This window comes from Streptomyces sp. B3I8 (genome assembly GCF_030816915.1).
Taxonomy (GTDB): Bacteria; Actinomycetota; Actinomycetes; order Streptomycetales; family Streptomycetaceae; genus Streptomyces.
This window is the reverse complement of the sequence record NZ_JAUSYN010000002.1, coordinates 5222109-5245328: the sequence shown is the minus strand read 5'-3', so window position 1 is coordinate 5245328 and position 23220 is coordinate 5222109. Positions and strand designations below refer to the sequence as shown.

The 23220-nt window shown below is 70.2% G+C and carries 15 protein-coding genes and 1 pseudogene; 12 read left to right on the top strand and 4 right to left on the bottom strand.

Features of this window, described 5'->3' with window-relative positions:
* The first annotated feature begins 112 nt into the window (after positions 1-112).
* The 7 genes from eccCa to QFZ64_RS25490 all read left to right on the top strand — a co-directional run bounded on the left by eccCa (position 113) and on the right by QFZ64_RS25490 (position 10880).
* Positions 113-4075: a type VII secretion protein EccCa gene (eccCa, locus tag QFZ64_RS25520; protein ID WP_307069515.1), complete on the top strand. Its 3963-nt coding sequence runs from the start codon at positions 113-115 to the stop codon at positions 4073-4075.
* Between the two features lie 79 nt (positions 4076-4154).
* Positions 4155-4658 carry a hypothetical protein gene (locus QFZ64_RS25515; RefSeq protein ID WP_307069513.1) on the top strand — a complete coding sequence of 168 codons (504 nt, stop codon included), beginning with the start codon at positions 4155-4157 and terminating at the stop codon, positions 4656-4658.
* Positions 4658-6187 (top strand): WXG100 family type VII secretion target, encoded by a 1530-nt coding sequence (locus QFZ64_RS25510; protein ID WP_307069511.1) that lies wholly within the window; start codon positions 4658-4660, stop codon positions 6185-6187. Before QFZ64_RS25515 ends, QFZ64_RS25510 begins: the two co-directional genes overlap by 1 nt.
* A gap of 29 nt (positions 6188-6216) precedes the next feature.
* Entirely contained in the window at positions 6217-7638 is a 1422-nt protein-coding gene (gene mycP, locus QFZ64_RS25505) for a type VII secretion-associated serine protease mycosin (protein WP_307069509.1), read from the top strand.
* 439 nt (positions 7639-8077) lie between these two features.
* A complete protein-coding gene (locus QFZ64_RS25500) occupies positions 8078-8524 on the top strand; it encodes a hypothetical protein (RefSeq protein WP_307069508.1) in 447 nt (148 codons plus the stop codon).
* A 2-nt stretch (positions 8525-8526) separates the two neighbouring features.
* The gene (locus tag QFZ64_RS25495; protein ID WP_307069506.1) at positions 8527-10308 is read left to right on the top strand and encodes an alpha/beta hydrolase; all 1782 of its coding nucleotides are present in this window, start codon (positions 8527-8529) and stop codon (positions 10306-10308) included.
* Entirely contained in the window at positions 10305-10880 is a 576-nt protein-coding gene (locus QFZ64_RS25490; protein ID WP_307069504.1) for a hypothetical protein, read from the top strand. The genes QFZ64_RS25495 and QFZ64_RS25490 overlap by 4 nt, the downstream gene beginning before the upstream one ends.
* Positions 10881-11111: 231 nt before the next feature.
* Here the strand turns inward: QFZ64_RS25490 and QFZ64_RS25485 are convergent, their stop codons facing one another.
* Together QFZ64_RS25485 and QFZ64_RS25480 are read right to left on the bottom strand one after the other, a co-directional pair.
* A complete protein-coding gene (locus QFZ64_RS25485; RefSeq protein ID WP_307069502.1) occupies positions 11112-11423 on the bottom strand; it encodes a WXG100 family type VII secretion target in 312 nt (103 codons plus the stop codon).
* A 32-nt stretch (positions 11424-11455) separates the two neighbouring features.
* Positions 11456-11794, bottom strand: a complete 339-nt coding sequence (locus QFZ64_RS25480; protein WP_030381299.1) for a WXG100 family type VII secretion target — start codon at positions 11792-11794, stop codon at positions 11456-11458.
* Between the two features lie 304 nt (positions 11795-12098).
* On the opposite strand from QFZ64_RS25480, the gene QFZ64_RS25475 reads away from it, so the two are divergent.
* Complete coding sequence (locus QFZ64_RS25475; RefSeq protein ID WP_307069500.1) at positions 12099-12422, top strand: DUF397 domain-containing protein; 324 nt, start codon at positions 12099-12101, stop codon at positions 12420-12422.
* A gap of 31 nt (positions 12423-12453) precedes the next feature.
* On the opposite strand, the gene mycP (QFZ64_RS25470) is transcribed toward QFZ64_RS25475, so the two are convergent.
* The gene (mycP, locus tag QFZ64_RS25470; protein WP_307069498.1) at positions 12454-13746 is read right to left on the bottom strand and encodes a type VII secretion-associated serine protease mycosin; all 1293 of its coding nucleotides are present in this window, start codon (positions 13744-13746) and stop codon (positions 12454-12456) included.
* Positions 13747-13829: 83 nt separating this feature from the next.
* Positions 13830-15377: a type VII secretion protein EccB gene (gene eccB / locus QFZ64_RS25465; RefSeq protein ID WP_307069496.1), complete on the bottom strand. Its 1548-nt coding sequence runs from the start codon at positions 15375-15377 to the stop codon at positions 13830-13832.
* A gap of 375 nt (positions 15378-15752) precedes the next feature.
* On the opposite strand from eccB, the pseudogene eccE reads away from it, so the two are divergent.
* The 4 genes and pseudogenes from eccE (at position 15753) to QFZ64_RS25445 (ending at position 23142) form a co-directional block, all read left to right on the top strand.
* Positions 15753-16950 (top strand): annotated as a pseudogene (gene eccE, locus QFZ64_RS25460) (type VII secretion protein EccE).
* Positions 16951-17096: 146 nt separating this feature from the next.
* Entirely contained in the window at positions 17097-17891 is a 795-nt protein-coding gene (locus QFZ64_RS25455; protein WP_373430773.1) for a hypothetical protein, read from the top strand.
* Between the two features lie 323 nt (positions 17892-18214).
* A complete protein-coding gene (locus QFZ64_RS25450; RefSeq protein ID WP_307069492.1) occupies positions 18215-19738 on the top strand; it encodes a PQQ-binding-like beta-propeller repeat protein in 1524 nt (507 codons plus the stop codon).
* Between the two features lie 365 nt (positions 19739-20103).
* Entirely contained in the window at positions 20104-23142 is a 3039-nt protein-coding gene (locus QFZ64_RS25445; protein WP_307069489.1) for an SCO5717 family growth-regulating ATPase, read from the top strand.
* Positions 23143-23220 lie beyond the last annotated feature (78 nt).

Below are 23220 nucleotides of genomic sequence, written 5' to 3'. Positions count from 1 at the left end.
CGGCACGCTGTGTCAGGGCCGCCCCGTAGGATCGCCGGCAGCGGAGGACGACCGTCGCCACGGGGGTGCCGGGGGATCCACGGTGCGTCCGCGAAGGGGGATCGATGCCGCGGTGAGCCAGATCGTCGTCAAGCGCCCGCCGCGCACCCTGCCGCCCGAAGTGCCCGTGGACGAACTGCTGTTGGAGGCCCCTCCGGAGCTGCCGCGGGGGCAGCACGAGGGCATGCTGATGCAGGTCCTGCCGACGCTCGGCATGGGGTCGTCGGTGGTGTTCTACTTCGCCTCGCCCAACGCCCATCCGTTCATGCGGATCATGGGTGTGCTGATGCTCGTGTCAACCGCCGCGATGGTGGTCTCGCAGATCGTCCGTCACCGTCGCGGTACGCAGGGGCAAATGGCCGATGTGCGCCGGGACTACCTCCGCTATCTTGCCCAGACCCGGCGCACGGTCCGACGGACGGCGCTGCGGCAGCGGGACGCGCAGCTGTATCTGCACCCCGCGCCCGAGCAGTTGTGGGCGGTGGTGGCCGAGGGCAGCAGGGTGTGGGAACGGCGCGTGCGGGACGACGACTTCGGCCAGGTGCGTCTCGGCCTGGGCCCGCAGCAACTGGCCACTCCCCTGGTGGCTCCGCGGACCGCGCCGGTGGACGAGCTGGAGCCTCTGTGCGCCGGCGCGATGCAGCGGTTCCTCGCGGTGCAGGGCCAGTTGGACGGGCTGCCGGTGGCGGTGTCGCTGCGGGCCTTCTACCACGTGACGGTCTCCGGCGACCCGGAGTGCGCCCGCTCCGCGGCCCGCGCGCTGGTGGCACAGGCGGCCACCCTGCACTCCCCCGACGACCTGGTCGTGGCCGTCGTCGCCTCGCCGGGTGCCGCCGCCCGCTGGGACTGGTCGAAGTGGCTGCCGCACTGCCAGCTGACGGGCCGGTTCGACGGCGCCGGCACGCGCCGCCTGTTCGGCGACGACCTGGGCGAACTCGAGCAGTTGCTCGCCGACCGCCTGACCGACCGGCCCCGGTTCGCGCGTGACGGCGGCCCGCTGCTGGACCAGCCGCACATCCTGGTCGTACTGGACGGCGGCACGGTGCCCCCCACGTCGGCGTTCGCCGCCGCCGAGGGACTGCAGGGCGTGACGATCGTGGAGGTCGTCTCCGGCGAGCTCGATCAGCCGCGCGGTGACCTGTCGGTCGTCGTACGCCCCGACCGGCTGTGGCTGGACTCCGGCGGCGGGGTCGCCTTCGAGGGCGTGCCCGACAGTCTGTCGCTGCCCGCCGCGGAGGCGCTGGCCCGGCAGCTCGCGCCGCTGCGCATGGGCGGCGGTGACGACGACGAACCGCTCCTGGCCAACCTGGACTTCACGGACCTGCTCGGACTGGGCGACGCCGCCGCGGTGGACGTCACCCGCACCTGGCGGCCGCGTTCGCTGCCGGAGCGGCTGCGGGTGCCGATCGGCGTGGGCGAGAACGGCCGGCCGGTGATGCTGGATCTGAAGGAGGCCGCGCAGGACGGCATGGGTCCGCACGGCCTGTGCGTGGGCGCCACCGGTTCCGGCAAGTCGGAGCTGCTGCGCACGCTGGTCCTGGGCCTCGCGGTGACGCACTCCTCGGAGACGCTGAACTTCGTCCTCGCCGACTTCAAGGGCGGTGCGACGTTCGCCGGCATGTCGCGGATGCCGCACGTCGCCGCGGTCATCACCAACCTCGCCGACGACCTCACGCAGGTCGACCGTATGGGGGACGCCATCCGGGGCGAACTCCAGCGGCGCCAGGAGCTGCTGCGCTCGGCCGGCAACTACGCCAACCTCCACGACTACGAGAAGGCGCGCGCCGCCGGTGCGCCTCTGGAGCCGCTGGCCTCGCTCGTCCTGGTGATCGACGAGTTCAGCGAACTCCTCACCGCCAAGCCGGACTTCATCGACATGTTCATCCAGATCGGCCGCATCGGCCGCTCCCTGGGTGTGCATCTGCTGCTCGCCTCGCAGCGGCTGGAGGAGGGCCGGCTGCGCGGTCTGGACACCTATCTGTCGTACCGGATCGGACTGCGGACGTTCTCCGCGGCCGAGTCCCGCGCGGCCCTCGGCGTGCCCGACGCCTACCACCTGCCGTCCGTGCCCGGTTCGGGGTACCTGAAGTTCGGCACGGACGAGATGGTGCGCTTCAAGGCGGCGTACGTGTCGGGGACGTACCGGTCGGGCGGGCCCGAGGCCGCCCGGGGCAGCGCACCCGTCGACCGCCGCCCGGTGCTCTTCACGGCGTCCGCGGTGCCGGTAACCGCCACGGCGCCCGATCCCGAGCGGGACCGGGCGCGCGCCGCCCGTGCGGAGGACGACGCGCCGGCCGACACGGTGCTGGACGTCGTCGTACGGCGGCTGGAGGGCCAGGGCGTGCCCGCGCACCAGGTGTGGCTGCCCCCGCTGGACCGGGCGCCCACCCTCGACCAATTGCTGCCGCCGCTGTCGACGTCCCCGGAGCGCGGTCTGCAGGCGGCGGAGTACTCACGGCCGGGCGGGCTGGCCGTGCCGCTGGGCCTGGTCGACAAGCCGTTCGAGCAGAAGCGCGAGGTGCTGTACCGGGACTTCTCGGGGGCGGCCGGCCACATGATGGTGGTGGGCGGCCCGCAGTCCGGCAAGTCCACTCTGCTGCGCACGCTGGTCGCGTCGTTCGCGCTCACTCACACGCCGCACGAGGTGCAGTTCTACTGCCTGGACTTCGGCGGCGGGGGTCTGGCGGCGGTGGCGGACCTCCCGCACGTGGGCGGAGTGGCCTCCCGCCTGGATCCGGAGCGGGTCCGCCGCGCGGTCGCGGAGGTGGCGGGCGTCCTCGACCGCCGCGAGCAGTTCTTCCGCGGCCACGGCATCGACTCCGTCACCACCTACCGCAGACGCCGCGCCGCGGGTGACCTGCCCGGCGAGGCCTGGGGCGACGTGTTCCTGGTCATCGACGGCTGGGGCAACTTCAAGACCGAGTACGAGGGTCTGGAGGGCGTCGTCAACGACATCGCGGCGCGGGGTCTCGGCTACGGCATCCACGTCGTCGTCTCGGCCTCGCGCTACATGGAGGTCCGGGCGGCCCTGAAGGACCAGATGCTCGGCCGGCTGGAGCTGCGCCTGGGCGACGCGATGGATTCGGAGTTCGACCGCAAGGTCGCCCTGAACGTGCCGGCGGGCGTACCGGGACGCGGCCAGGTGCCGGAGAAGCTGCACTTCATGGCGGCGCTGCCACGCATCGACTCGGCCCCCTCGGCGGACGACCTGTCCGAGGCGACGGCACGGCTCGTCGAAGCGGTACGGGGCGGCTGGCAGGGACCCTCGGCCCCGACGGTCCGGCTGCTGCCGCGCCGGCTCCCGGCCGACAAGCTGCCCAAGGGCTTCGAGTTCCCGCAGCACGGCATCGCCATCGGCATCGACGAGGCGAGCCTCGAGCCGGTCTTCGTCGACCTCGACGCCGACCCGTTCCTCCTCGTCTTCGGCGAGAGCGAGTCGGGCAAGACGAATCTGCTGCGCCTTGTCGCGAAGCAGATCGCCGAGCGGTACACGCCGGCCGAGGCACGCATCGTCGTCGGCGACTACCGGCGCACCATGCTGGAGGCGGTCTCCGAGGAGCACCTGCTGGAGTACGCGCCCATGGCGTCGGCGATGCAGGTCCACATGGACGCCATCAACCAGTTCATGGAGATGCGCGCTCCGAAGCCGGACATCACCCCGCAGCAACTGCGCGACCGCAGTTGGTGGAACGGGCCGCAGTTGTTCGTCATCGTCGACGACTACGAGCTGGTGGCCACGAACTCGGGCAACCCTCTGGCCCAGCTGGTGGAGCATCTGCCCTTCGCCCGCGACGTGGGCGTCAAGTTCGTCATCGCGCGCAGCGTCGCGGGTGCCTCCCGGGCCATGTACGAGACGTTCATGCAGCGGGTGAAGGAGCTCGGCGCGCAGGGCGTGGTCCTTTCGGGGGACCCGAGCGAGGGCGACGTCCTCGGCACGGTGCGGGCGCGCCCGATGCCGCCGGGACGTGGCGTGTTCGTATCGCGCAAACGCGGTACGTCGCTGATTCAGGTGGGGTTGCTTCAGCAACGCCATTAGAGTGACCGGTCGAGTCGTCGCTCTGTGCGAGCGAGCGGGGCGAACCGGGTGAGCGGGGCGAACGGGGGAGGCAGGAGCAGTGACTTCGCACGGGGGCGACGCCACGAGGGACGTCCGGGACACCGGCACGTCCTTCGACACCCTGGCCGGGGTGAACCCGCAGATGGCGATGGACATCCAGCACCGCGCGATGAAGGACTTCAAGAAGCGGGTCGACGAACTGCTCGTCGAGCTGGACAAGTCGGAGGCGGCCCCCGGCAAGGTCGGCGACGACCGCCTGCCGCGCGCGCACCTGGGCTCCGCCGAGTTCAAGGAGGCACAGTTCCTCCACGACTCGTACACCCTCGTCCACGACGAGTTGGAGAACCTCTCCAAGGCCCTCAGCGCCCAGATCGAGGGCATGGGCCTCGCGGTGCACGCGTCACGGGTGGGCTACGCGAACCTGGACGAGGACATCAAGGCGCGGATGAAGGCGGTCAACGCGGAGGCGGAGAGGTATTACGTGGCGGGGCGGGATCCGTACGTGCGGCAGTCCGACGAGTCGACCGCGTCCGGTTCCGAGGGAACGAAGGGGCAGTGGTGATGGGCGAGCAGCCGCACAGCCGGGAACCCGAACTCTCCCGCACCGACTTCGAGTCCATGACGCACGAGCAACTCGCGGCGCTGCTCGGTTCCGCGAACACCACCGGTGCCGCGCACCTGTCCAGCAAGCTGTCCAAGGCGGCCTCGACGATCACGAAGATCGGCGACGATCTGATGACATACGTCAAGGGGCTGGAGTGGCAGGGCGAGGGCGGGGACGCGTTCCGTGACTGGGGCGGTCAGACGGCGAGCTCCACACTCCGGCTGGGCCAGTACGCGGAGGTAGCGTCCCGCTGGATGGGCACGGTGTCGCAGGCCATCGCCGAGGCGAAGGCGGCCATGCCGGACGTCTCCGAGACCACCCGGGCCAAGACGGACCTCGCCGACGCGCACAAGACAATCAACGTGGCGCAGCAGCCGGGCGCGCACAACGACCCCGACGCCCAGAAGCTGGCCGCCACGGCCAGGACGGATGCCGCGGCCGCCCAGCACCGCATCGAGGCGGCGCGGGGTGAGGCGATCCAGCAGATGCAGAAGCTGGCGCAGACGTACGAGTTCTCCGCGCAACAGGTGAACAGCCTGGCACCTCCTACGTTTTCACCGCCGGCGAGAAATACGGGAACGCCCACTTGGTGGGACTATGAAAAGTCCCATGTCTCTTCAGGCAACACGTACTCGGGTCGGAGGGAATCGGATAGCGTCTACGGCTCGGCAGGGTATGGAGCAGCCGAACACCCGTCAGCCAGCCGCCACGGTGTCTCCGCTGCCAGCGGCCTAGGTGTTCCGCACATGGGTGACCGTCCGAGGCACGGGTCCGAGCCCGCCTCACTCGGCATCGACAGTGTGGACACTCATGGGCGAACTCTTCACCCCTCCGCCGTGCCGACTCCCACGGAAGCGACTCCGGCTCCTCGCGAGTCGCCCTCGCTCGGTCAGCCCGGGCCTGGGTCTTCCATCTCCTCATTCGGCGGGATTGCTGCAGGGGGGAATACGCCGCCTCGCCCTGCCTTGGGCCGCTTTGCACAGCCCTTCGGGGTGGCTAAGCCAGCCGGGAACATGCCGCGAGCACCTTGGGAACCTGGAATTGTCGGTGGTCGGCCCGTCGCCAATGCCGGACGCCCGACGAACGGCATCCCCCGCGGCAACGTCATCGGCAAGGACAACGTTCAGGGCCGCACACCCCTGGGGCGGGGCATGTCTCCAGGTTCTCCCGTCAACGCTACCGCTCGCAGCGGCTCGACCGGTGGCCGCCGCCTCGCGTCGGAAACAGGCGGCATTGTCGGTAATCGCCCCGGTCAACCCAGCCGAGGAGGCAGTCGCCCTTTCACTGCCGGCGGGTCCGGCCTGATTCGCCCGTCCTCCAGTTCCCCAGTCAGTACGAACGGTCGCGTAAACCCTGGGGGCCGATTCTCGAACTCACGCAGCAAGGAACAAGAGCAGCGGGAGAGTCGGCGGCCCGACTACCTCGGCGAAGAGGAAGAGACCTGGACGAGATATGGCCATCGGGTTCTTCCTCCAGTGATCGACTGAGCCCGAAACCATTCACTTCAGGATGTGATATGCGCACCAGAGGCACGCGGACACGATGGCCCCTGCCGACTGCTGCGGCCGGTCTCGGGCTGCTCCTCATGGGCATCGCCGCCACGCCGGCCCATGCTCAATCGGTCAGGGCACGTCAGTGGCACCTCGATGCCATGCACGCGAATGAGATGTGGAGGCAGAGCACGGGGCGAGGTATGACCGTTGCCGTCATCGACTCCGGCGTGGATGACTCACTGGACGACTTGAAAGGGCAAGTCGTCGGCGGGAAGGACTTCTCCAGCCAACGCGGTGACGAACACACTGACATCGACGGCCATGGAACCGACATGGCTGCTCTGATCGCCGCCACCGGTGCTCGAGGGACGCTCAATGGATCGTACGGTGTCGCGCCTGGGGCGAAGATCCTGCCCATCCGAATGCGATACTCGACCGAGCAATTCGGTCAGGTCGACGAAGGTGCCGCGTTCTCGAGAACCCTCTCGGAGGCCATTCGCTATGCGGCGGAGTCAGAGGCTCAAATTATCAACCTCTCCCTGGGAAGCAGTAACTCACCAGGCCGGCAGAACGTAGGCACCCCAAAACTCGAAAGTGCCGTCAAGTACGCCCTCGACAAGGGAAAACTCCTCTTTGCCGCCGTCGGCAACAGCGGCAACACGTCAAATTTGCCGGGCTTTCCAGCGGCGACACCCGGTGTTGTCGGAGTCGGTGCCGCGGATCAGAACGGCAAAGTGGTCTCCTTTTCCCAGCGTGGGGCTCAGGTAGACCTGGTGGCCCCAGGCGTGAACATGATTCACACCTGCCTCGGTGGGAGCCAGGTCTGTGAGTCCAAGGGGACCAGTGACGCGACTGCGATCGCCTCTGCCTCAGCGGCCCTCATCTGGTCCGCGCATCCCGACTGGACCAACAACCAGGTCCTGCGCGTCATGCTGAATACCGCCAGCAAGCCTTCGGGCGGCGAGAAACACAGTGACTTCGTCGGGTACGGCGGTGTCCGTCCCCGGGTCGCTCTGGCGAGTCCTGGTGATCCCGGGCCTGCCGACGAATACCCACTCCCCGACCTGGCGGCGGCGTCCAAGTCCCCCTCCCCCCAGACTTCCAAGTCGTCCGAAACCGCCGACAAATCGGCGGAGGACAAGCCCGGAACCACCGCAGTCCCGAAGAACGCCGACGGCGACAACACACCACTGTGGATCGGCCTGGGAATCACCGCCGCCGCACTCCTCGGCACCGCCTTCACCGTGCTCGCCATCCGTGCTCGTCGGAACCGTATGTCGACTCCTGAAATGCCGACCGTCCTGCCCATACCACCGGCCTACCAGCCGACGTACACGCATCCTCAGCAGCAGTTTCCGCACCAGCCGCCCTATGAACCGCCTCCCGGCCGTGCCCCCAGCACGTCAACGGGCGGAACTCCCCGCCAGCCGGAGCAGCGGCCGTGAACCTGGCGGCGGACGATCGGGCAAGGCCTACCGACAATCGGAAGGCCTCTTATGTCGTTCGATGAGTTGTGGAACCAGGCGCGTACCGGTGCCGCGGCTCCGCCAACACAGCACCGCGCGACTGAACCAGCTCGCATCCAACAGAGGGGGAGGCGGACACCGAGGCGACTCCGACTACACGGTGACTGCGCCTCACCTCAGATCCCGTGACGTGCCAGGCCAACCACTTCGTCGTTGCCATCGTCGATCTTGTCGTCGCAGTCACCGAACTCCTCGGCACCGCCATCGCCCTACCAGCAGGCTGTCCGTGGCCCTCCGGCTCCCGCCGCGCCGCCGATGCTGCCGATGAACCCACCGTTGGCCTCCTGAGCAGAACCTATGAGGGTCATCAAGCGCTGCAGTTCGCCACGGACCGCAGCCGTCGAAGAGGAAGGTTGTCGTGTCCTTCGAGGAGCAATGGGCATCCGTACGCGCCAAATCCACTACCGGTCCAGAGACCTCGCAAAACACCAGAACGGCTCTGGCATCCGCGGATGAGAGCAGAGGCCAAGAGGGCGGCCGGCTCGTTTACCTCAGGTCTCCGTGGACCAATGGCGCGGGGATCCTGGGTGAATTGAGGACTGCCACGAACACCTCGGTCACACAGGTGGCCGAGGGACGGCAGGGGAAGTCCGCAGGAAGTGAAGGACTTGCCTCGACCTTGGCGTTGGATGCTGTCCGGGAAACTTGGCACCGTCGACTCAAAGCCGTGCGCGACGAGTGCGACAGCCTGGAGGGACCCATGCGTCAGGCCGCCAAGGATCACGGTGAGAACGAGGCCCGTATCAAGGCTGCCATGGCGGCGGAAAGCACGACGGCCAAGCACTTCCCGAGTGGTGGTCGGTAGCCGTGATCTCTCTCGATCAGCTACGCGACCTTGAACTCTCCGCGCTCACCGATCAAGCCCGCGTGTGGGCCAACATCAGCAACCGTGCCTACGCCTCCCGGGAAAGGGTTGCCGAAGAGATCGCTACCGGCCTGACGGACACACAAAAGAGCGAGGCCTCTGTCGCCGCAGTGATACGACTCAGCCGGCTGAGCAAAAACTATCAGTACATCCATACCGAGTGTGGACTCGTTGCCGCCTCACTCAACGGCCTGTCACAAGAATTGGAACCACTGCAACGGAAGTTGCTCAATGCCCTGGAGGACGCCGAACAGGCAGGCTTCGAAGTTAATGCCGACGGTTCCGTCCGATATCCAGCCGTGAGCCTCGGCGACTCGCATCCGCCGGGCGACACCGTGTCCGGCAACTCCAACTTATTCAGCGCGGCTGTGGGAAGTGCCGCGGCGTTGACGACTCAGAACCCCAACGCACTCATCGCTCAAGGCATCGCGGACGCGATAGCGAGTGCCTTGTCACAGGCAACCGAGATCGATGAGCAGTACGCGAAAGCCCTGCACCGGCTGAAGGCAGCAGAAGGCTTGGACGTCACCGACGCCACATGGGCCGACGTCAGTGGTGACGCAGCCGCCGTACACGGTGCGGCGGACGACGTACTCAAGGACAACATTCCGACCGATCAGTCACAGACCAAGCGCAAGGAGTGGTGGGACAGCCTCAGTGACGAGGAGCGCGTGGAGTACCTTGCCGTCTATCCAGACGTCATCGGCAATCTCGACGGCATCCCTGCGGCGGCTCGCGACGAAGCCAACCGCCTGTTCCTTCCACAACTCATGGGAAAATTGGAAGCCCAGGGCGATGAAGCCTCTCTGACGAAGCTGGACGGCCTGCAAAAAATCGACGAGCAGCTCAGAGCAGGGGGCCGGCCCCCGATGTTCCTTCTCGGTGTCGGGGATGAGGGAAACGGGCGCGCAATCATTTCGTACGGCAATCCAGATACCTCCAGAAACGTCTCGGCCTACGTTCCTGGGCTGAGCACCCAACTGGACGGCGGTTTCGCCGACGGCACCGTGAAGCGCGCCAAGGATACCGCCATCGGAGCGCGAGAGATCGATCCGTCCAGTGCCTCTATCATCTGGCTCGGCTATGACGCTCCGCTGGGCGCGGACGTCGCCACCCGCGATGACGCACAACGAGGCGCGCCCGCATATCAAAGTTTTATGAGCGGCCTCGCCACCACCCATGAGAACAAGGACCTCCATCTCACGGCCATCGGTCACTCATACGGTTCACTGACAGTCGGTACTGCGAGTCAACAGGGGAGCGGGATGCCGGACGTCGATGACTACATCTTGCTGGGAAGTCCGGGTGTGGGTGTTGATCACGCAGAGGACATGGGCGTGGGTAAGCAACACGTATTCGTAGGCGCCGCTGACAATGATCTCGTCACTAAGGCTCCGTCAAAGGGATCGGTCGTCGGCGGGTTTGTTGGAGGCACTATTGGCTTCTTCACCGGCGGCCCGCCGGGGGCTGTTGTCGGCGCAGGCGTAGGCGCGGATCTGGGTGACCTGGGTGACGACGATAACTGGTTCGGCAAAGATCCAGCGAGTGAAGAGTTCGGCGCAACGCGTTTCCGCACGGCTGACGGGCCGAACGCCTTTACCCACTTCACTCTCGAAGCTCACTCAAATTACTTCAGCCCAGAGAAGGACCAGATGTCCGCCGACAGCATCGCCAATATTGTTGCAGGCAACCCCGAAGGTATCACTCCGGAGGCGCGCCGATGAAATATCGACTCATCTTCGCCGCGCTGCTTGTGGCTGGAACAACGAGCTGCGGAATGATCGGAGGAGGAAACGGTGGCGGCGGCGAGAAGAAAGAGAAGTCGAACATGAACATGCAAGAAGCAGCCGATCGGGCCGATGCCCTTCTCGCCGACACCATGGACGCGATCAAACCCCCGGTCGACTGGGTGCATGGCCTCTCCAGCGACCTCAGTTGCTCGGTCTCCCGGCGAGTCGCCGTGACCACTGTCATCTCCAATGAGCGCAGGGGAAGCTTCCTCGGCATCGTAGAGCGCCACTGGAAGAAGAAGGGATTCACACACCGCGGTTCCAACAACAGTAAGTCCTCTCCAGCCACCTACTTCTTGACGTCGGATAATTTCCAGATCCGACTCCGCTTCGGATATCAAGGGCAGGCCCAATTCGAGGTGACGACTCCTTGCGTGGAAGAGTCTGAAGTATCACCCCCGAAACCGCGAGCCGGTGCACCGGAATACGATGGCTCTGAACCTCCGCCGCCCGATGAGCGATCAGAGTTCTGGTCCGCGGACAGTCCCGTGCAGGGAACATCTTGACCCTATGAGCCACCACGCCCGTCCGCCGGCCTGGGCATCGGGCCGAAGTTCCCCCGCCCCGGCCTCTGACGGGGCGGCCCTCGGCCGACGTGAAGGAGTGGGGCCGTGTGGTTGCCGCCCAGCCTCACTGCAGGACGCCCGGGCCTCCCTCATGCACTCCGGCCACCACATGGCGAAGGGGGGAGACCGCGCGTCGACGCTGCCTCCCCTCCTTGAGCGGCTACAAGCCGCTCAGCCCATCAGCATGCGGAAACGGGCCGCGTTGCCCTTGTCCGTGTCCTGGTAGCCGATGACCGACTCGTCGAGCAGTTGGGCGATGCGGGCCAGCTTCTGGGACATCTGGTCCATCTGCTCGCCGCTGTCCCGCTGGATCTCGACGTAGGCCGTCTTCGCCTCGCCCTCCCAGGTCTCGGCCACGGCCTTGACCCGGCGCATGAGGGACTCGAGCTGCTCGGACAGGTTCTTGGCCGTGTTGCGGACGTCGACGGCGGCCTGGGTGACCGTGTCGTAGTTGACCGCTGTGCGGTCGGCTTCGAAGCTCATGGTGCGTGTCTCTCCTCGTGAGGGCGGGTCGGTCAGGCGAGGTCCGTGATGCGGCTGGTGACCTGGTAGGAGTTGTCCACCTTCCGGATGTGGGAGATGCGCTCCTGTTCCTGGTCGGTGAAGCCGCCGACGCTCGCCCGCATCGCCTCTTCGAGGTCGACGAGGTCGTCCTGGAGCTTCTTCAGGTTCCTGTTCACACCCTGCTGGACGGTGTCGAACTCCTTGCCCGCCGCTCCCTTCCAGCCGGCCTGGATCATGTCCACCACGCGGTTGAGCGAGGTGACCCGCTCACTCACCTGATGGTGGAAGTCGCGGATGTCGTTGGCCAGACCCGTGAGCGCGTGTGCGCTGAGATCGACGCCCGAAGCCATACGTCTTTGCCCTCCCTCTTCCAGCGGCGGCGACCTTCGCCACCGCGACGGGTTCGCCGGAGCCCGTGCGCCCGGCTCTCCTGGCGGGCAAGACCTGCCGCGTCCCGCGCGACGTGCGGTCGCAGCGTCGCACCGCCCCCGTGCGGTACCACACGTGTGATATCCGCAGCCACTCTAGTCACTGGACATGGTCCTTCCAACTGCAAAGAGTGGGCAGGGGAGTTCCTCCGGCCAGTACCGTGACCGGTTACTGTGACCGGCACAGCGGGCACAGCCCGGAGAGCGTGGAAGGGGTCGCTGCGGCATGGCTGAGACGGCTGAGCAGATCAAGGCGCGCAAGGAGCGTGAGCGGGACGAGCTGTACGCCCTCGACATCTCCGGTGTCGAGTGGCAGTGCGCGCCCGGTACCGAGGAGCACGAGGAGCGCGTCGAAATCGCCTATCTGCCCGACGGTGCCGTCGCGATGCGGTCCTCTCTCGATCCCGACACCGTGCTGCGCTACACGGAGGCCGAGTGGCGGGCCTTCGTCCTCGGTGCGCGGGACGGCGAGTTCGACCTGGAGCCCACGGCGGCGCAGGACGAAGGGCTCGCGGAAGCGGCTCAGGGTGACGAGTCGGCGGCGCGCTGACGCCTCACCGCCGTGACCAGCGGTGAGAGGCTCAGCCCTGCCTGTTTCTCCGCCGTCGGCGCAGATCACGGGAGACGACCGCCGACCCCGTGAGGAGTGTCGCCAGGACGACGGTCGCGCCGACGACGTAGACGGCGTACCGACGGTCGCGTTCCTCGGGGGTCTCCGCGAGGGAGAACGGGGCCACGTCGGGGGCGGGCAGGCCGGTGGGGCCGGGGTCGCGTGACGGGGTGGACGGCGGGTCGGCGAGATCGGACTCCTGGACGGCGCGGACGGGGTCGACGACACCCCAGCCGACGAAGTCGTCGTGGCCGTTGACGCCCCGCTCGGCCGTCTGTTCGATCTGGGTGATGATCTGGGCCGGCCTCCAGTCCGCATGCTTCTCCTTGAGAAGGGCGGCGACGCCCGCGACGAACGGCGCGGAGAAGCTGGTGCCGTTGTCGGCGCACTGGCCGCCGCCGGGGACGGTGGAGACGATGTCCACGCCGGGCGCGGCCACGCCGACGAAGGAGCCCGCCTGCGAGAAGGACGCGCGCTCGTTGTCGCGGTCGGAGGAGGCCACGGCGAGCACGCCCTCGAAAGCGGCCGGATAGGTGGCCCTGGCCTTGCCGTCCAGCCCGTCGTTGCCCGCGGAGGCGACCACGACGACACCCTTGTCGATCGCCTGGTGCACCGCCTGTGCCAGGTCCGAGGTGGCCGATAGCGGCTTGGTCGTGTCCTGGGAGATGTTGATGACGTCCGCGCCGCGCGAGACGGCGTGGGTGATTGCCTGGGCCATGGTGTCCGAGTCGCCGGTGCTGTCGGCGTCGTTCTGCCGGACGGGGATGATGGTGGCCTTGGGTGCGAGGCCCACGAAGCCCGTGCCCGCGCGGGGGCGGGCGGCGATGATGCCGGCCACCTTCGTGCCGTGGCCGACCTGGTCGTCGGTCGGGTCGCCGCCCCTCTTCCCGGCCAGGAAGTCACGGCCGGCCGACTTGTCGACGGCGGAGGAGAGCTGGGGGTTCCTGTCGTCGACGCCGGTGTCGATGACCGCGACCCGGACGCCCTTGCCCTTGTCGGTGCCCTGCCAGAGCTGGTCGAGCAGGACACGCTGGAGGAACCAGGGGGTTCCCTTGATCTGCTTGGCGGGGAACGTGCACGCGCCGCTCCCGTCCAGCCGGACGGGAGCCGTCCGCAGGCCCGGCGCCGCCTCCGGATCAAGGGCCGCCCGCGGGACGGTGCCGGTGCCCACGCCGGTCAGCAGTACGGCGGCGGTCAGCAGGGCCGCCCTCGTCGGCAGTACGGCGGCGGCCACCGGAGCCGCCCTCGTCGGCAGCACTCCCATGGCGCTCCTACTTCCTTGTGCTTCCCGTGCTTCCCGTGCTTCCTCGTGTCCGTTCCCCGTGGCCGTCCCACGGACGGGACGGCTCACGAACCCTGCGGCTGCCGCGCGCTGTTGGTGTCCAGCCGCGGGCCCTTCGCCGGCAGCTCCGACCAGGTGGCGGGCACCTTCGCGGGCCGGACGTTCTCGTAGCCGAGCTTGACCTGGGCCTCGCTGGGCTCGGGGGTGCCGTCGGAGTTCTTCTTGCCGTCCGCGCCGATCCTCGACGTACGGCTGTCGCTGTCGCCGTTGGCCTGGACGGCGTACCGCAGCCCGGTGTCGGTGATCAGGAAGAGGGCTCCGGCGCCGGTCTCGGTGCCCTGGAACTGGGTGTAGAGCAGTCCGGTGCCGGGGGTGACGTAGGTGCTGGTGCCGTCGGCGGTGTTCGCGAGCGGGTAGCGGGTGCCGGCCCAGGTGCTGAGCGTGGTGGTGTTGTCCTCGCCGACGTCGCGCAGCACGCTGCACACCGTGTCGCGGCCCGCGCGACTCGAACTGGAGTCCGTGGACGCCGGAGAGACGGAGTTGACCTGCCGGGCCCGCTCGCGGGGCCAGTTCGCGGCCTGTCCGGCGAAGGGTTCGGGGTCGGCGGTGAAGTCCTGCAGACCCACCGTGCGCGCCCGGCCGTTCATGTTCAGCACGGTCGTCCGGGGCGAGGAGATGAGCAGCCAGGCGGTGAACTCGCTGACCGGGCGCACCTCGCCGGGCAGCACGACGTAGTACTTGGTGCCCTCGCCGGTCTCGGCCCTGAGGACCATGCCGATCCGGTTCTCCGCGTCCGACAGTCCGCCCGGTACGTGCGCGGGCATGCCGACGCCGGCCGGCAGCCGCGGGAACCGGATGTCGTCCCCCTCGTGGAGGGTGGCGAGCCATTCCTTGCTGACGAGCTGCGGCGCGCGGGTGCCGACGAGCGCGTTCGTCAGCGCGTCGGACTCCTTGCCGGTGACGGCGTACGACGTCCCGTGCGCGTCGACCAGGTAGCGCGCGCCGGCGCGGGTGCGGACGTAGAGGACGTCGCCGCCGGACAGACGGTGCGGGTCGTCCATCGTGTCCGCGTCCCGCGCGGCCAGGACGAACGTCGCCTGCTGTACCGTCTCGCCCCTGCCGCCCGGCTGTTCGCAGACTGCCCAGCGCTTGGCGCGGCCCGCCTCGTCGGCCGAGGGCAGCCGGTCCGGGGCGTAGGGGATGCCGAGGATGGGGCCGCGCGGCAGCTTGCCCGAGTCGAGGACCTTGTCGTCGACCTGGATGACCTGGTAGTCGGCGCCGTTCATCAGCAGACGGGCGGAGGCGAGATTGAGGACCGGGTGCAGCCGGGTGGACTTCCCGGTCCTGAGCACGACGTAACGGGTCGTCGACTGCTTGCCGACGATGACCCGGGTACCGGGCTTGTCCCAGCCGGAGGGCGCGGTGGGCTGGAACATCCCCCAGGCGCCGAAGGCGGCCAGCGTCAACGCACCGGCGATCAGGCTCGGCACGACCGCGCGCAGCGGCTTGGGCGCGCCTTCCTCCGAGCCGGAGGGGGAGGGTTGCAGGAAGGAGGCGAGGGTGCGCCTCTTCGCGAACGTGTAGGCGTTGAGTTCGTCCCGCCGTGATGCCATGAGCGCCTGCTTCTCCCCGTTGCCGCACTCGCGGAGACCCGGCCCCGCCCTGCGATGTCCGACCCGCCCCCTACTATGCATGGTGTCCGTGGGGACCGGTGGTGCGGGTAGGGTACCCAGGCCTTTCCGGGGCCCAAGTGCGGTCTCCGCAAGGGTCGGTGGTGAGCGGGACAGGGGCAGGACAGGGCGGGACGGGGGGAAACGGTGAGGGCTTCCGGTACGCGGTCGCGGCCGCTCGGGCGCACGGGGTCGCGGGAGTTCCGGCCGCCGGCGGGGGATCCCGCCCGGCAGCGGCCGGTGGGACCGCCGGGCGGCGTCGGAACGTCGGCGGGACCGCCGGAGGGTGTACGGACGTCGGCCGCGCCGCAGTTCAGGTTGAGGCCCGGTCAGGTCGGTTCGTTCCGGGTGCAACGACTCGTGCTGCTCGAACTGGCGGGTCGCCGCGCTGCTCGTCGGCTGGGCGGCCGGTCCGCTCGCCCTGGTGCCGGCCGTGGTCGTCGCGGCAGTGCTGGTGCTGCTGGCGGTCGTGCGCCGCAGGGGCCGTCCGCTGCCCGAATGGCTGCTCACCGCCGTCGAGTTGTGGGCACGACAGCGTCGGACGGAGGCCCTGGCCCTACCCGCCGACGTGGAACCGGCCCTGGTGCCCGCCCTGGAGTGCGAACCGAGGTTGCGGACCTACTCCTACGGGGTGCGGGACCGGCGCCCGGTCGGGATCGTCGGGGACGGGACGTTCGTCACCGCCGTGCTGCAGGTGGAGGCCGACGCGACGGCGCTGCGGGCCGGGGTGAGCCGGCAGCCGTTGCCGCTGGGTCTGGTGCGGGACGCGCTGGAGGTGGACGGGATACGGCTGGAGTCGGCGCAGATCGTGCTGCACACACAGCCGGCGCCCGCGCTGCATCTGCCGCAGCAGTCGGTGGCCGTGGCCAATTACCTGCCCCTGCAACAGCAGACGGGGACCCCGGCCGTGCGCCTCACCTGGATCGCGCTGAAGCTCGACCCGGAGCTGTGCGCGCAGGCCGTGGCCGCGCGCGGGGGTGGCCCGGCCGGGGCGCGGAAGTGCGTCGTGCGCGTCGCCGATCACCTGGCGAGCCGGCTGACCGGTGCCGGATTCAGGGTGACGGTGCTCGACGAGGAGGGGCTGGTCGCCGCGCTCGCCACCTCCGCCGGTGCCAACCCCCTGGTGACCGCCGAGGCGGCGCGCGGCACGGCCCGCGAGCGGCGGACGCGGGAGTCCGGGCGGAACTGGCGGTGCGACGACCGCCGGCACACCACGTACTGGATCGGGCGGTGGCCCCAGTTGGGCGGGGGCGAGTCGTTGCCTCGGTTCCTCGCCGGGATCACGGCGATACCCGCGCCGGCGACGACGTTCAGCCTCACCCTCGCGCGGGGCGAACGGCAGGAGGTGTCGCTGTGCGGGCACCTGCGGGTGACCGGACGCAGTGACGAGGAACTGGTGGCCGCCCGGCGCGCGTTGCAGGACGCGGCGCGGCGGTCCGGCGCCGGGCTCGTCCGGCTGGACCGCGAGCAGGTGCCGGGCATGCTGGCCACGCTCCCCCTGGGAGGCGCGCGATGACGACGGCTCCGACGCCTCCCCCGGTGTTCCCCCCGCCGTTCCCGGCCGGTCCGGGGCCGTACCCGACCGGTTCGCGGACGCAGCCCGCCGTCTCGGCGCCCGGGCCGGTGGCTGGGGCGACGGCGCCCGGACCGGTGCCCGGGGCGATGGGCGGGCCGGTGACCGGGCCCCAGGGCCAGGGTGCCGGCGGGACACCCGGTCCGGCCGCGGCCCGGCGGGGCGGGATCGGCGGATGGTTGCGGCACGGGCTGGGGCGCGGACTGGCCGGGCCCCGGCACGGGCGGCACTCCCTGCCCGCCCGGGACCTGGACGCGCTGTGCCTCCCCCTGGGGGACGACGGTGTGGTGGCCGGTGTGGACGCCCAGGGCAGGCCGGCCGTGCTGGGCATCAACAGGCCCACGCCGTACGACATCGTCCTGATCGGCGGGCTGTGGACCGCGCAGGTACTGGCGCTGCGCACGGCGGCGACGGGCGCACGGGTCGCCGTGGAGACCGGACGGCCGCAGGCCTGGGTGCGGATGGTGCACGCCATGGGCGGCGGGCAGAACGGGCTCGCCCTGTACGACGTGGGGCGGGTGCCGCCGCAGGGCGCCTCGGCCGGTACTCCGGTACTGGTGGTGCGGGACTGCGGGATGCGGCCGCCGCGCGGGCGGGTCGTGTCCGGATCGTGGCAGGCGGTGCTGACGCTGTTGCCGTACCTCAGCCCGGTCGCTCCCCGGCTCATACGGCAGGCGCGGCTGGTGGGGGTGCAGCGGGTCTCGCCCGACGAGGCGGCCGAGTTGGGCCGCACCATGGCGTTGCCCCGGTCCGAGACCGACGCACTGCCCACGCTGCACGACGGCCTCACGCTCTGGTGCGCCGAGCGCGACCGGCAGTACGTGATGACGCAGCCCACGGAAGCGGAGATCGGACTGCTGGGGACGCCGCGTCGGATGGACTGAGAACGACCGGACGGACCGAGGCCGACGGGCCGCGGGGAGCCGTCCGTCGCCGCCGCCGTCGCCGTCGTCGCCGCCGCCGCCGCCGTCAGATGGGGCCCCGTCCCTCGGGATGGATACGGGTATGCCCGCGGCCCCTCCCCCGCCCTTGCCGCACGGCTCTGTCGAGCAGCTCCGCTTCCGTCCGCCCGCCGCTCCGGTTCCCGTACGCCTCGAAGGGCCGGTGCGCGCGGGGCGACGCGGCGCGGGAAGCGCGGCACGTAGTGCATGTCATGGAACGAACGAACAGAAGGGTTCACCGCGTGAGTTTCGGCCCACCTCCCTCGATGTACACGCAGTCCGCCGTGGCGGCGGACGATCGACGCAGGAAGCGGCGAAGAAAGACGTTCGGCTCGGTCGCCGCCGTGCTGGCCGTCGTCGTCGCTCTGGGGTCCGTGGTCCTCTGGGCCGTGAACGGCTCGTCGTCCGGCAGCGGCTCGCGGAAGGCGGCCGACGCCCCGAGCCGGCTCGATGTCAGGGAGACGGTCGAGAAGCGGCCCGCACGTGCCACGGGGGCACTCGCGTTCCGTTTCTCCGCCGACGACCTGGCCCCGGGCGAGGAGCACGACATGCCGGGCATGTGGGCGACCGACAAGATCCTCGCCAAGGGCATCAACCGGACCCTGCTCGGCTTCGCGATAGGCACGGACTCGGCCGCGGGTGACGAGACCTGGAGCATCCGCTTCGACGGTCCGATCTGCGGAACGACGAAGCGGGTGAGCGTCGAGAACCGCACCGCGATCCTCTTCGCGGACAGCACCGACAAGGGCGCCCCCTGCGACCGGGTGGCGTTCGTGGACCTCGACGACGGCAAGACCCTGTGGACCGAGACGATCGCCCCGGTGCGGCCGAGCGGCACGTCGGGCGCTTCCGACACATACGCCCTCCAGCCGCCCACCGTCACGCTGACGCGCGGCACGGTGGTCGTGACCTGGGGCGGCGGGACGGACGCGTACGACATGGACGGCGGGAAGCGTCTGTGGCGGAACGAGAGCACGGACAAGTGCTTCCACATGGGCGCCGGCGGCGGGAAGGCCCTGCTGATACGGCTCAGCTGCCAGGACACCTCCGGTCCCGGGGGCCAGGCCGCGTACCGGGTACGCAAGGTCGACGCCCGTACGGGGCACACCGTGTGGACGTACGCGGTGGCGAAGAACGTCACCGATGTCCGGCTGGTCTCCAGTGATCCGGCGGTCGTCGCGGTGTCCGCCGGAGACATCGGGATCACCGATGTTCTCTCGCTCGACGAGCACGGCAAGTACCTGGCCACCATCCGGGTGCAGAAGGGCAAGTACGTCGCCGAGTGCGTCGACGAGGCCGAGTACTTCTCCGTGGAGGACTGCCCGACCATCGTCGTCGGCGACGGGCAGGTCTTCCTCAGGAGCGCGGAGCAGGGTGACCTCGTCAACAACGCCAACTGGATCGTGGGGTTCGACCTGAAGACCGGCAGGACGGTCAAGAAGTTCGACTCCGGGCGCGACGCACTGCTGTATCCGCTGCGGATGAGCGGCGACCGTCTGCTGGCGCTGCGCGAGAGCAGCGACCACATCTCCCCCATGGGGTTGATGAGTCTGGATCCGGCGACCGGCACGGTGACTCCGTACCTCTACTTCGATCTGCCGTCCGAGGGCTGGACGTTGACCGCGCAGACGTCGAACGACATCCGCGTCGAGGACGGGCGCATCTTCTTCGGCGCCAGGACGGCGACCGGTCCGAAGGAGAAGACATGGCAGTGGCTGGTCGTCGGCCTGGAGAGCGTCGCCCGGCGTGCGGAGTCGCTGTCGATACCGAAGACGGGGCAGGGCCGCTGACGCGACCGGACCACCGACCCTGCCGGGCGGATACTGAGTAACTCTGGCCGCTTTTGGTCCGGTTCGTTCGCCGGCACCGATGGCGGGCAGGGCATTCTCGGGCATGTGACGACGGAGTGCGGAGGAGTGGAGGGGTGGGCGGCCCTGCCCTGGGGACGCTTGTGGTGATTAGGCTGGGACGGGGCGCGACACCGGAACCGTGGCGGGCCGTCGGCCCACCGGGGGGAGAACCGGGCTGATTCGGACGACGCCGGACAGGGTCGGGCGGAGTCGGACGACTTCACACAACTCGCACAGTAAGACAGTAAGAGCGGTTGCCCCCAGCACGGCACGCACGAGGACGCTCGACCACACCAGGAGGAATTGTGAACAGCGATCGGAACGGGTTCGGCGGGGGCTGGGCCACACCCGACGACGACCAGTCCGACGCCGAGTCCGCCATCGAGATGACGGGCGAGTTCACCATCGACTACGCGGCGCCCGCCTGGTACACGCAGAACGCGTCGGGCGGGGCGGGTGGGTCGGACGAGGCGGCGGATGCCGCTGCCGGGGAGTCCTCCGGTGTGACGGAGGACCCGGAAGCGGAGGGTGTGGACGCGGGAACGGGCAGGGCGGGGGACGGTGTGCTGCCGCCCGCGGCGCAGCCGGCCGGGGCCGGAACGACGCCCTCGCCCGCGCCTTCGCCCGCGCTCGCACCGGCACCGGCACCGGCACCGGTGCAGATGCCGACGCCGTCGTCGGCGCCCGTGCCTCCGCCTGTCCCGGCGCCCGTGCCCGCGACGCCTCCCGCGCCGGGTCCCCTCGTGCCGCCGGTCCCCGCCGCCGCGCCTGCGCAGACCGCGCCTGCGGTGCCGCCGGCCGGTGACGCCGCCGATGCGTCGAACGTCTCGTCCGGGGACGGGTTCCCGGTGTGGACACCGCCGGTCGAGCCGACGCCGGCGGATGCCGGGAGTGTGCACGCCGACAGTCCGGATGCCGGGGGTACCGACGCCGGGCCGGCCGACGCCGAACGGGGCGGGGGCCTCGGGGGCGGCGCGACCATGAAGTTCTCCTCCGCGGCCCTCGAGCGCGAGCTCGAGGAGCGCGCAACAGCCGAGGGGCCCTCGCAGGACACCGGTGACGGTGCCGCGGCTTCGGGACCGGGCCCGGTCCCCGGCCCGGCCTCGACGGCGACTCCGCCCCCGGCTTCGGCTCCGGCTTCAACCCCGGCTCCGGCGGGGGAGTCGGCGGAGGGTGAACGGACGGGGAAGAGCGAGTCGGAGGGCGCCGGTTCGGCGTCCGACGGTTCCGCCGGGTTCGGCGACTTCGAGTTGCGTGCGCCGGACAGCGGGGCCGGGTCCGAACCGGCCGGCGCCGACGGGGCGACCGCGCCCCAGGGGTCGGACTCCGGGGATGTGGACGCCAACGGTGCCGGTGACGGCGACAGCGGTAAGGGATCGGCCGCTCCCGTTGACGCCGCGTCGGAACCGGGGTGGATGCCTCCGCCGGTGCCCGGCACCGCGCTGCCCCCGTTGCCGCCCGCCTACCGGCCGGCGGCGCCCGCACCCGCGCCGACGGCTCCGTGGCCGGGTGCGCCGCAGCACGACGCGTCCGTTCCGCCCGCTGCCGTGCCCGCACCCCCGCAGGGCGGGCCGGGGCAAGCCCCTCCCGGGCCGGCGCAGTCGGCCGTGCCGCCGCAGCAGCAGCCGTTGCCCCCGCAGGCACCGCACGCGCCGCAGGACCCGTCGGTGCCGCAGCAGCCGCCCGTCGGCTGGAACCAGGCGGCGCCGCCCGCCGCACCCGGTCCGCAGCCGGGCTACGGTTTCCCACAGGCTCCCGCACAGGCGGGACCGCCACCGGGAGCGCAGGGGCCCGACCCCGCGGCCCCGCAGGCCGGTTACGGGTTCCCGCAGCAGGGGGCGCCGGTGCCCACTCCGGGCGGTTACGGGTTCCCGCAACCCCCCGCGCCGTATGCGGGGCCGGCCGGTGCGCCGCCCGCCCAGCCCTCCCACCCCGTTCCTCCCGCACCCCCCGCCCAGTTCCAGCAGGGGGCCGAGGCTCCCCCGCCCGGCTTCCCGCCTGCGGGGCCCCAGCCGCATCCCCGGCCCGGCGCGTACGGGTTCCCGCAGCCTCCGGCCCAGCCCGGTCCCCAGGGGCAGCCGACGCAGCAGCCTCAGCCGTCGCAGCCGCCCGTCGACCCCCGTGCCGGTGCCGCCTGGCCGCAGCCCGTGCAGCACGACCAGCGACAGCCCACCAACCCCGGTGCGGCGCCCCTCGGTTACACGGCCGCCGTCGAGCTGTCGTCCGACCGGTTGCTCAACAACAAGAAGCAGAAGGCCAGGAGCAGCCGTCCCGCCGGGGGCGGTGGCCGCTTCAAGCTGGGCGGCAAGAAGGAAGAGGCCGAGCGGCAGCGGAAGTTGGAGCTCATCCGCACGCCCGTCCTGTCCTGCTACCGGATCGCGGTCATCAGTCTCAAGGGCGGCGTCGGCAAGACGACCACCACCACCGCGCTCGGCTCCACCCTCGCCACCGAGCGCCAGGACAAGATCCTCGCCATCGACGCCAACCCGGACGCCGGCACGCTCGGACGCCGGGTCCGCAGGGAGACGGGGGCGACCATCCGGGACCTCGTCCAGGCGATCCCGTACCTCAACTCGTACATGGACATCCGGCGGTTCACCTCCCAGGCGCCCTCCGGGCTGGAGATCATCGCCAACGACGTCGACCCCGCGGTGTCCACGACGTTCAACGACGAGGACTACCGGCGCGCGATCGACGTGCTCGGCAAGCAGTACCCGATCATCCTGACCGACTCGGGTACGGGGCTGCTGTACAGCGCCATGCGCGGGGTGCTCGACCTCGCCGACCAGCTCATCATCATCTCGACGCCGTCCGTGGACGGGGCGAGCAGCGCGAGCACGACGCTGGACTGGCTGTCCGCGCACGGGTACGCGGACCTCGTGTCGCGGTCCGTCACCGTCATCTCCGGGGTGCGCGAGACCGGGAAGACGATCAAGGTGGAGGACATCGTGTCGCACTTCGAGACGCGGTGCCGGGGTGTCGTGGTCGTGCCGTTCGACGAACATCTCGCGGCGGGGGCGGAGCTGGATCTCGACATGATGCGGCCGAAGGTGCGGGAGGCGTACTTCACGCTGGCCGCGATGGTGGCGGAGGACATCGCGCGGCACCAGCAGTCGCACGGGTTGTGGACGTCGGACGGGAATCCGCCGCCGGTGGCCGCGCCGCCTCTGCCGGGGCAGCCGTTGTCGGCGTCGCCTGCGACGCCGGGGTATTACGGCGGGGGCGGTGGCGGGTATCCGGGGGTGCCGCCGCAGATGCCGTACGGGCAGCCGGGGGCTCAGCCTCAGCCGGGGGCGGTGCCGCCGGGCGGGCAGCAGCCGCCGTATCCGCCGGCGCAGCCGTAGGGGGTGGGTGGGGGTGCGGGTGGGGGTTTTCGCCCCCGCCGCCCCTGCCCTTCCCGTCCTCCAGGGGCTCCGCCCCTT

Bases quoted from the DNA above. Each gene is read 5' to 3' on its own strand.
- QFZ64_RS25510 (WP_307069511.1), top strand. From the start codon at position 4,658: ATGGGCGAGCAGCCGCACAGCCGGGAACCCGAACTCTCCCGCACCGAC.
- mycP (WP_307069509.1), top strand. From the start codon at position 6,217: ATGCGCACCAGAGGCACGCGGACACGATGGCCCCTGCCGACTGCTGCG.
- QFZ64_RS25490 (WP_307069504.1), top strand. From the start codon at position 10,305: ATGAAATATCGACTCATCTTCGCCGCGCTGCTTGTGGCTGGAACAACG.
- QFZ64_RS25485 (WP_307069502.1), bottom strand. From the start codon at position 11,423: ATGAGCTTCGAAGCCGACCGCACAGCGGTCAACTACGACACGGTCACC.
- QFZ64_RS25480 (WP_030381299.1), bottom strand. From the start codon at position 11,794: ATGGCTTCGGGCGTCGATCTCAGCGCACACGCGCTCACGGGTCTGGCC.
- QFZ64_RS25475 (WP_307069500.1), top strand. From the start codon at position 12,099: ATGGCTGAGACGGCTGAGCAGATCAAGGCGCGCAAGGAGCGTGAGCGG.
- mycP (WP_307069498.1), bottom strand. From the start codon at position 13,746: ATGGGAGTGCTGCCGACGAGGGCGGCTCCGGTGGCCGCCGCCGTACTG.
- eccB (WP_307069496.1), bottom strand. From the start codon at position 15,377: ATGGCATCACGGCGGGACGAACTCAACGCCTACACGTTCGCGAAGAGG.
- QFZ64_RS25455 (WP_373430773.1), top strand. From the start codon at position 17,097: ATGGGCGGGCCGGTGACCGGGCCCCAGGGCCAGGGTGCCGGCGGGACA.
- QFZ64_RS25450 (WP_307069492.1), top strand. From the start codon at position 18,215: ATGTACACGCAGTCCGCCGTGGCGGCGGACGATCGACGCAGGAAGCGG.